Source organism: Polaromonas sp. P1_G2 (genome assembly GCF_056405515.1).
This window is the reverse complement of sequence record NZ_JBFUBY010000424.1, coordinates 1-2455: the sequence shown is the minus strand read 5'-3', so window position 1 is coordinate 2455 and position 2455 is coordinate 1. Positions and strand designations below refer to the sequence as shown.

The 2455-nt window shown below is 66.2% G+C and carries 3 protein-coding genes; all 3 read left to right on the top strand.

Annotated features, from left to right (window positions below; translation table 11 throughout):
* A partial coding sequence (locus AC1D0P_RS24640) for a nitrite/sulfite reductase (protein WP_477679137.1) occupies positions 1-1374 on the top strand: 1374 nt, incomplete at its 5' end.
* A gap of 11 nt (positions 1375-1385) precedes the next feature.
* A complete protein-coding gene (locus AC1D0P_RS24635) occupies positions 1386-1790 on the top strand; it encodes a DUF934 domain-containing protein (protein WP_477679136.1) in 405 nt (134 codons plus the stop codon).
* A gap of 5 nt (positions 1791-1795) precedes the next feature.
* Positions 1796-2416 (top strand): phosphoadenosine phosphosulfate reductase domain-containing protein, encoded by a 621-nt coding sequence (locus AC1D0P_RS24630; RefSeq protein WP_477679135.1) that lies wholly within the window; start codon positions 1796-1798, stop codon positions 2414-2416.
* Positions 2417-2455: the final 39 nt, after the last annotated feature.

The following is a 2455-nucleotide window of genomic DNA, read 5'->3' as shown; positions in this document are numbered from 1 at the left end:
CACGGCATCCAGACCAGCGGCAACTGCATCCGCAACATCACCAGCGACGAACGCGCCGGCATTGCGGTCGACGAGATCGCCGATCCGCGCCCCTTCGGCGAAATCCTGCGCCAGTGGAGCACGCTGCACCCCGAGTTCGCCTTCCTGCCGCGCAAGTTCAAGATCGCCATCAGCGGCGCCCGCGAAGACCGCGCCGCCACGGCCTGGCATGACGTGGGCCTGCACCTGGTGCGCAACACCGAGGGCGAGCTGGGCTTCAAGGTGCTGGTGGGCGGCGGCATGGGCCGCACGCCTGTCATCGGCACGGTGATCCGCGAGTTCCTGCCCTGGAACCAGATCATGAATTACCTGGAAGCCGTGGTGCGCGTGTACAACCGCTACGGCCGCCGCGACAACATCTACAAGGCCCGCATCAAGATCCTGGTGAAGGCCGAAGGCCAGCGCTACATCGACGACGTCGAGGCCGAGTACAAGCAAATCCTCGAGCACGACGGCGCGCCGCACACCATCACGCAGGAAGAACTCGACCGCGTGACGGCCTCCTTCGTTCCGCCCACGCTCAACTGCGACCGCAAGAGCGCCGACGCCAAGATCGCCAACATCCTGCGCGCCGCCGCCGAGGACGATATTGAGTTCGGCCGCTGGCTGCAGCGCAACGTGGCGCCGCACCAGAACCCCGACCTGCGCGCCGTGACGCTGTCCTTCAAGCGCCTGGGCCAGGCCCCCGGCGACGCGACGGCCGACCAGCTCGACATCGCCGCCGACCTGGCCGACCAGTTCAGCGCCGGCGAAGTGCGCGTCACGCACGACCAGAACCTGCTGCTGCCCTGGGTGCGCTGCGACGAGTTGCCAGAACTCTGGCGCGCCGCCCGCAAGGCCGGCTTTGCCAAACCCAACATCCACCTGCTGACCGACATGATCGCCTGCCCCGGCGGCGATTTCTGCTCGCTGGCCAATGCGCGCTCCATTCCCATCGCCGAGGCCATCACCGAGCGCTACCAGGACATGGACGAGCTGCACGACCTGGGCGAGATCGACCTGCACATCAGCGGCTGCATCAATTCCTGCGGCCACCACCACAGCGGCCACATCGGCATCCTGGGCGTCGACAAGGACGGCCTGGAGTGGTACCAGGTCTCGCTGGGCGGCTCCGACGGCTCCACGCTGAGCGGCGCCTCGGTGCCCGGCAAGGTGGTGGGCCCCTCGTTCACGGGCGCCGAAGTGCCCGAAGTCATCGAAGCGGTGCTGGACACCTACCGCCAGTTGCGCGAGGACGGCGAAACCTTTATAGCCACCTTCCGCCGCGTCGGCATCGAACCGTACAAGGCCGCCGCCAAGGCCGCGCGCTTTGCCCCCAACACCGTCGCGCACTGAAAGGAGCCACGATGAAACTACTGCCTTTCGCCGAACACCCTGGCGCAGACCAAGCCGACCAGGCCGGCGTGCTGGTGCTTGCCAACGACAGCGATCCCTTTGAAGTCTCCCTGGACGGCATCGCGCGTATCGACCTGCATTTCCCGAAGTTCACCGACGGCCGCGCCTACAGCCAGGCTTTCCTGCTGCGCCGTCGCCGCGAATTCAAGGGTGAAATCCGAGCCACCGGCGACGTGCTGGTGGACCAGCTGGCGCAGATGGAGCGCAGCGGCTTTGACACCGCGGTGCTGCGCGCCGACCAGGATATGGCGATCGCCGAGCGTGTGCTGGCGTCCTACCCCGGTTACAGCGCGGGCAAATACCAGGGCGATGCGGTAGACGTGCAACCCCATTTCAAGGAAGYGGCTGCCGCCTGAACACCATGAACCTCGACCTTGCAAAGATCAACGCGGAACTCGGCCACAACGCGCAGGGCCTGGTGGGTTGGGCCGTGGGACTGGGCCGGCCCGCCATCGTCACCACCAATTTCCGTCCCTTCGAGGCGGTGATACTGCACATGGTGACGCGCGCCAATCCCCGCGTTCCCGTGGTGTGGATGGACAACGGCTACAACACCGAGGCCACCTATCGCTTCGCCGATGAGGTGACCAGGCTGCTCAAGCTGGACCTGCATATTTACCTGCCGCGCCGCTCCCGTGCGCACCGCGAGGCCGTGGAAGGCCCGACCCCGGCGCTGGACGATCCACGCCATGCGGCCTTCACTGAAGAAGTGAAACTCGAGCCCTTTGCCCGCGCCCTGCGTGAAACCGCGCCCCAGGTCTGGTTCACGGCCTTGCGCGCCACCGACACCGCGGTGCGCGCCCAGATGGACCCGGTCAGCGTCAACCCCGATGGCCTGATCAAGGTCGCGCCGCTGCTGCACTGGTCGTCCAAGGACCTTTACCAGTACTGTGAAATCAACGGCCTGCCCAACAACTTCGACTATGTGGACCCTACCAAGGGCGAAGACAACCGCGAATGCGGCCTGCACCTTGCGCACTGACTGACCTATGAACGCCCGCACACCCTCCCACCTGCTGCC